The sequence below is a fragment of the Pseudomonas sp. HY2-MNA-CIBAN-0224 genome (assembly GCF_040310285.1).
In the GTDB taxonomy this organism is placed as follows: domain Bacteria; phylum Pseudomonadota; class Gammaproteobacteria; order Pseudomonadales; family Pseudomonadaceae; genus Aquipseudomonas; species Aquipseudomonas helleri.
The window spans coordinates 22,627-28,626 of record NZ_JBEOPQ010000063.1; the positions used below are offsets into that span (position 1 = coordinate 22,627).

General features: G+C 55.7%; 6 protein-coding genes, 1 tRNA gene and 1 pseudogene. 3 read left to right on the forward strand and 5 right to left on the reverse strand.

Going from position 1 to position 6,000, the window contains the following annotated elements:
* Positions 1–271 precede the first annotated feature (271 nt).
* Positions 272–850, forward strand: a complete 579-nt coding sequence (phnN, locus tag AAEZ03_RS21655; protein ID WP_350581444.1) for a phosphonate metabolism protein/1,5-bisphosphokinase (PRPP-forming) PhnN — start codon at positions 272–274, stop codon at positions 848–850.
* Here phnN and AAEZ03_RS21660 read toward each other — a convergent pair.
* From AAEZ03_RS21660 to AAEZ03_RS21680, 5 genes are all read right to left on the reverse strand, one after another.
* Positions 838–1,014, reverse strand: a complete 177-nt coding sequence (locus tag AAEZ03_RS21660) for a PA3371 family protein (protein ID WP_350581447.1) — start codon at positions 1,012–1,014, stop codon at positions 838–840. The genes phnN and AAEZ03_RS21660 overlap by 13 nt on opposite strands.
* Before the next feature lie 19 nt (positions 1,015–1,033).
* The gene (locus AAEZ03_RS21665) at positions 1,034–1,288 is read right to left on the reverse strand and encodes a hypothetical protein (protein WP_350581449.1); all 255 of its coding nucleotides are present in this window, start codon (positions 1,286–1,288) and stop codon (positions 1,034–1,036) included.
* A gap of 337 nt (positions 1,289–1,625) precedes the next feature.
* Positions 1,626–2,354, reverse strand: a complete 729-nt coding sequence (locus tag AAEZ03_RS21670) for an aspartate/glutamate racemase family protein (protein WP_048367851.1) — start codon at positions 2,352–2,354, stop codon at positions 1,626–1,628.
* A 59-nt stretch (positions 2,355–2,413) separates the two neighbouring features.
* Positions 2,414–3,952 (reverse strand): NCS1 family nucleobase:cation symporter-1, encoded by a 1,539-nt coding sequence (locus AAEZ03_RS21675; RefSeq protein WP_350581452.1) that lies wholly within the window; start codon positions 3,950–3,952, stop codon positions 2,414–2,416.
* Positions 3,953–4,427: 475 nt separating this feature from the next.
* Positions 4,428–4,778, reverse strand: a complete 351-nt coding sequence (locus tag AAEZ03_RS21680; RefSeq protein WP_350581455.1) for a DUF6124 family protein — start codon at positions 4,776–4,778, stop codon at positions 4,428–4,430.
* A gap of 559 nt (positions 4,779–5,337) precedes the next feature.
* Between AAEZ03_RS21680 and AAEZ03_RS21685 the strand changes: the two genes are divergently transcribed.
* Positions 5,338–5,414, forward strand: a tRNA-Arg gene (locus tag AAEZ03_RS21685).
* 259 nt (positions 5,415–5,673) lie between these two features.
* Positions 5,674–6,000: pseudogene (locus tag AAEZ03_RS21690) on the forward strand (hypothetical protein); the annotation flags it as partial.

Sequence of the window (6,000 nt, forward strand, 5' to 3'; positions counted from 1 at the left end):
GGCGCGCATCATGCCTCATATCTGCCACTTCCCTGGCGTCAATTCTGTGACAAATATTGAACGGGATAAAGGCTATAAGCCAGCACCTATTGTCAAAAATGTGCGTTGTCCTACGTAGTTTACAGGCTATCGGCTTTTCTAAAAGGAACCATTATGTGTAAAGGCCATCATTGACTGACTTGAATGCTTCTTAGCAGCCCCCATCTTGTTGCCTCCTCACCCTGTGCGGGTGAACCCAGTTTTACGCAGCCGCGTCCCGGAGATCCACCGAGTGCCAGGTAAATTGATCTATTTGATGGGGCCTTCAGGCTCAGGCAAAGACAGCCTGATCGAAGCTGCGCGCCCTGATTTGGCGGCGCGCGGGTGTGAAGTGATCCAGCGGGTGATTACCCGTTCGGCAGAGTCGGCAGGTGAAGAGGCGATTGGCGTTAGTCGCGAAGTGTTTCAGGCGCTCAAATCCAGCAGGGCCTTTGCTCTGGACTGGCAGGCCAATGGCCTGGAATACGGCATACCCGTGCAGCTGGATCACTGGCTAGCGGCCGGGCGCCACGTGCTGGTCAACGGATCAAGAGGGCACCTGAAACAGGCCCGCGAACGCTACCCGGACTTGCTGGCGATTATGTTGCGGGTTGATACCGGCGTCTTGCGTCAGCGCTTGCTGGCCCGTGGCCGAGAAACCCCGGCAGAAATAAACGCCCGTCTAGCGCGCAATGAACTGTTTTTGGAGTCTGTAGAAGCGTTAGTCGCTGACCGTGTGCACCTGCTGGACAACTCGGCCGCCTTGCTGGTTGGCGTTAAGCGCTTGCTCGCGCTCATAGATGCCGCCATCGCGACGCCTCAGCGCAACTGAGGATCAAACTTGAAGCGGCGCCCCAGTGCGCGGGCTACCAGCCAGCCAGCAAAAAACACGGTGGCCGCAATCAACGGCGCATTCCCCAACTCATCCTGAGAGAACAGACCCAGAGCCAGACTCAACAGGGCGAGCATCAACAAGCCGAAAGCAATTTTGGACATGGATTAAGCATCTCTTTATTCAGAAAACCCAGCGATCGCCTTGGGTGTTCTCGAATGCGGCAGGAGTGGTTGAGCGCTCGGTGGCCAAATGCGGCGTAACGTGGCTGTTACCCATCATCACGGCCCGTTGCGGCATTGGCGTATGCGGTTTGCTGTACGTGCCGGCTACATCCATGCCTGGCTCGGCGGCAACCGGGTCGGCGTAAAAGTGAAAGCCAGTCAAAACCGCCAGGGCAAGAACATTCAACAAGAAAAGGGTGCTGTTCATGGTCATGGCAGTCATCTCTTAGAATTAGGTGATGCCATGAATAGAGCAGGCATCATGCCAACTCTTTTTGTTTATAAAACCCTTATAAATCAATGGCTTGCTAGGTATTGCGAGGGCCATTCAATTGCAAATTGCAATGATGGCTTTTTGGTGTAATGCAAAATGCACGATGCTGGAAAACCAGGCGGGGAAGTGACTAATAACCTGACGCAAACGCTCTTGGGGCGTTGGATTCAACGCAAGGGGTTAATGGCCAATTATCTTCAGCATCCCCCAATCAGTTCCCTCTCCTTCGGGAGAGGGCTAGGGTGAGGGGCTTTTGCTCTAAAAACCTGACCTGAAACTACCGCATAAACTTCGCCGCCCACCCCGAAATCACCTTGGGGCGCGGCTGCGCATACGTGCGCACCTTGGACGTCGACAACCCAAGACGCACCAGCGACTCAGCAACCGTCACCGCCGCGCTCACGCCATCAATCACCGGCACCCCGGTGCGCTGACGAATCTGCTCATCCAGCCCGGCCATACCGCCACAGCCCAGGCAAATCACCTCGGCGCGGTCCTCACTCACCGCCAACTCGGCCTGGCGCACAATGGCCTCCAGCGCGCGCTCGGGTGACTCCTCCAATTCCAGCACCGCCAGGCCGCTGGCCCGCACCGACGCACAGCGATCCCACAACCCCGACAGGCGCAGGCGATCCTCAATCAACGGCACCGTGCGATCCAGCGTGGTCACCACCGAATACGCACGGCCCACATACATCGCCGTGCTGGCCGCCGCATCGGTAATGTCCACCACCGGCACGTTGAGCAACTCCTGCAAACCTTCGCGCCCGTGCTCGCCATAACCCGCCTGAATCACCGCATCAAACGGCTGATCGTAGGACATGACCTTGTCCATCACCGCAATGGCGGCCAGATAACTCTCAAAATTGCCTTCAACCGAATCAGCCCCAAAATCCGGGGTCAGGCCGATAATCTCAGTCCCGGGCGCCGCGGCCGCCTGCGCTTGTCGCGCAATGGCCTGGGTGATGCTGTCAGTCGTATTGACGTTGACCACGAGAATTCGCATGCAAGCTCCTGCAACAAAAAAGTAAAAACACGGCCCGCCATCCGCGGGCCGCACAACACTCAATGGCTGACGTTATCAACCGCAATCGACTCGCCGCTGACGCTGGCGTAATGCTCCTGGCGCTTGGCAAAAATCAGATACAACAGCGCCGCGATGCCCGCACCAATCAACCAGGAGAACGGCGACACCTCATGAAAGCCCGGCACCAGCGCCAGCACGATGGCAATCAGCGCTGCCGGAATAAAGGCCGCCACGGCGCGCATATTGACCCCGCGTGAGTAAAAATAAGCGCCACGTGGGTTTTCGCTGTACAGCGCGGGCACATCGATCTGGCCTTTTCGCAGCAGCCAGTAATCGACCATGATCACCCCATAAAGCGGGCCGAGCAGGGCGCCCAGGCCCGACAGAAAGTACACAATCACCAACGGGCTGTTGTAGAGGTTCCACGGCAGAATCAGCACCGCAATGGTGGCGCTGATCATCCCGGCGCGGCGAAACGTCAAATGGCGGGGCGCCAGGTTGCTCAGCACAAACGCCGGGGCGACAAAGTTGGCCATGATATTCACCGCCACCGTCACAATCAGAAACGCCAGGCAGCCCAACACCAGGAAAAACGTATTAGGGATAGACGCGATGATTTGCGTCGGGCTTTCGATAATTTGCCCGTTGATTTGAAACTGCGCGCCGCACAGCAGCACGGTGATCCCGGCGAATACCAGAATATTCACCGGCAGGCCCCAGAAGTTACCGACCTTGATGGTTTTGCAGCACGGCGAAGAACGGGAAAAGTCGCTGAAATTCAAAATCAGCGTGCCATAAATCGCCAGCCACAACGCCCCGCCTGCAAACACATTGCGCCACACCTCGGCGGTGCTCAGCGGCACCCGGTTAGACCAGGCGATGGTGCCGTTGGCCTGAAAGTACATCCACGCCGCCAGGCTGATCACCGTCAGCAAAATCACCGGCCCGGCAAAGGCCTCGTAACGGCGCACCATCTCCATGCCATAGGCCAAAATGGCCAGCTGCACCAGCCAGATCGCCACAAAACACACCCAGCCCAGGCTCGACAGGCCCAGGATCGAGTCATGATCATACGCCGCAAAACCGGGGTGCACCGCCACCAGCAGCACGCGCAGTACCACCGACGCCAAATACGTCTGAATCCCGAACCACGCAATCGCAATTACTGCACGAATCAACGCGGGAATCTGCGCCCCATGCACACCGAAACTGATACGGCTGATCACCGGAAACGGCACCCCGGTGCGCTGGCCCATATAGCCGGACAGGTTCATAAACATAAACACCAGCCCTGCGCCGATGCCCAGCGAGAGCAGAATCTGCCAACCATTCAGCCCCAGTGCATACAAACCGATGGCGAACGAGTAATTGGCAATGTTGTGCACATCATTGGTCCACAGCGCAAAAATGCTGTAACGCCCCCAGCGTCGACCTTCAGCTTTGGTCGGTGCCAGATCGTTGTTATGCAAGCGTGGGCTGAGCGCCAGCGTGGCAGACGAACTGTCCGCCAGCGGCTTTGGGGTAGAAACGGAAGAGGGTAAATCCAGAGCGATAGTGCTGGAGAGTCTTGTGCGCATTCTGGGCAAGCTCCTGACCCCGTACCTGCGTCATGACAGGGTGGAATCACTGGTGATGAAGTCCGCGTTATGCCTGCAGTTAGGGTGCAAGCTACTAAACAACGTGTACTTATTTTTGTGTGTCTTTGTATACAAGTGTCGTTTAGCTCAAAGCGATATTCATGCCAGCCAACAGCGCCGGGGCAGCGTGCGCGTCCTTAGAAACTTTGAATGTTTATGTAATAGTTTGAAAAATAAGATGAATTAAAAAACTACAAAAAAGCGTGAAATGCGTAAGGCAGGAAAAATCAACAAACGCCCAAAAGTGTGCACCCCAAAAAGGCTGTTACTTTTTGATGCACGCCCCGCGCGTCGCACCCAATGAGTGCACCGTTATGTGACAACCTGTATACGATTTTTAACTGTAGGAGCGAGCTTGCCTCGCGAGCTCTTAATCTTGAAAACCGTGCCTGCTTGCACCCAGGCACGTACTGCTCTAGTGCGTTGTCAAACCATCCAGCGACTTATCGACATACGCCTTGGCCAGCTCCACCAAGTGCATGCTCGACAACACCAAACTGCGTGCATGGCCGCTCAAACCATTCCCCGCCTCACTCGCCGAAGCGCCCGCGCAGCGCAACAAGTCTGACGCCTGGGCCAAAGCCGCTTCTAAATTGACACTGTCGGGGATGACATACGTGGCCTGATCCACGTGTCGTGGAGGCTTAGGGTCGAGCAAATAAAAGTCCAGTGCACGCTCAGCGGCGGCACGGTCCAACGACACATCACTGCACTGAGCAGCCTCGTGCAAGGGGAGGGTAGGTGGATCGGGAACAATCATCTTCATGGCACAACTCCAATTTCATTAAAGGAGCTGTCACATATCGCTACTAAACGAGAGGTGGCAGCCGTGCGCAGGTTAGTAGACCGGTGAATTTGGCAAAACCGGCGCGCTCGAAGGCGCCCTGCGCACGGCCACCATAAAACGCAGGCCGTAAAAAAGCGCCTCGCGGAGGTGGCGCCTTGCGCCAAATTCACATCGTAGGGCTACTAAACCCGACCGCTGAAAGACAGCGATGGGCCGAGACTATTCCCCGGACTGAACAGGCGCAAGCGAATGGGATTTTCTCGGAAGTTTCACCAGATGGAAAGCGAAGCGTCGTACGAAAAGCCTTATTTTGCGCCAACCCCCGCCACCGGAGGCCCCAATCAAACTGTAGGAGCGAGCTTGCCTCGCGATCTTTTGATCCGCGCTACAATCTCGCCAACCCAGCCACCCACCCTCCACCCTGTAGCGCACCCACCCACACGCAAAAAGCCCACGGACGACATGACAAACAAAGGCATGCCCGTTAACATGCACGCCGTCCTCTGCGTCACGCCATCAGCGTGTGGTGCAAACGTTTGTCTCAGTAGCTCAATTGGATAGAGCATCCCCCTCCTAAGGGGAAGGTTGCAGGTTCGAACCCCGCCTGGGACACCACCATAATCAGGTGGTTAGCTATATTTCCTGATAGACCCTCGACTGGGTTTTCTCTCAAGCCCCCACTTCTCTGATCCCCAAGGTCGGATTTTGCCCACGCGCTTGGTAAAAGTGATGGATGTTGCTTGTGGCTCGCGAATAACTACTAATAACCCAAAGCGGGCAGTGAAGCTGAAACCGCCACTGTGCGTGCCTGGATACAAGCATATTGTTCGATGCGCTTTACCCCTCCAGAAAATCCTGAAAAAGGGCGATGAACATGGATGTTGAATTGGCTCATAAGATTGAGGCCGCAGAATGCGAGTATTTACGTTCGCGCGTTGAGAATCTGGCAGATGTCAGCGGCAATCCTTATGGTGCACGTGTTTTTTTCAACGCAGACTATCCGTGCTTTCAAGTAAAAGCATCGCCTAGCCCAATGTTCAACCGCATCTACGGTGACATCGCCAGCGCCCCTCTGGCAGTGTTGAAATTGCTCAATGAGTCAGCGGGGCGATCGGCTGTCACCCCTCTTATCAAACATAAAATAACCCATTGTTTTTATTCAAAAAAACTACCCAGCTTTTTCAAGCCTCCATCCCAGCTT

Coding starts and splice junctions, on each gene's coding strand:
- AAEZ03_RS21675 (WP_350581452.1), bottom strand. CDS start 3,952: ATGCGCACAAGACTCTCCAGCACTATCGCTCTGGATTTACCCTCTTCC.
- AAEZ03_RS21680 (WP_350581455.1), bottom strand. CDS start 4,778: ATGAAGATGATTGTTCCCGATCCACCTACCCTCCCCTTGCACGAGGCT.
- AAEZ03_RS21670 (WP_048367851.1), bottom strand. CDS start 2,354: ATGCGAATTCTCGTGGTCAACGTCAATACGACTGACAGCATCACCCAG.
- AAEZ03_RS21665 (WP_350581449.1), bottom strand. CDS start 1,288: ATGACCATGAACAGCACCCTTTTCTTGTTGAATGTTCTTGCCCTGGCG.
- AAEZ03_RS21660 (WP_350581447.1), bottom strand. CDS start 1,014: ATGTCCAAAATTGCTTTCGGCTTGTTGATGCTCGCCCTGTTGAGTCTG.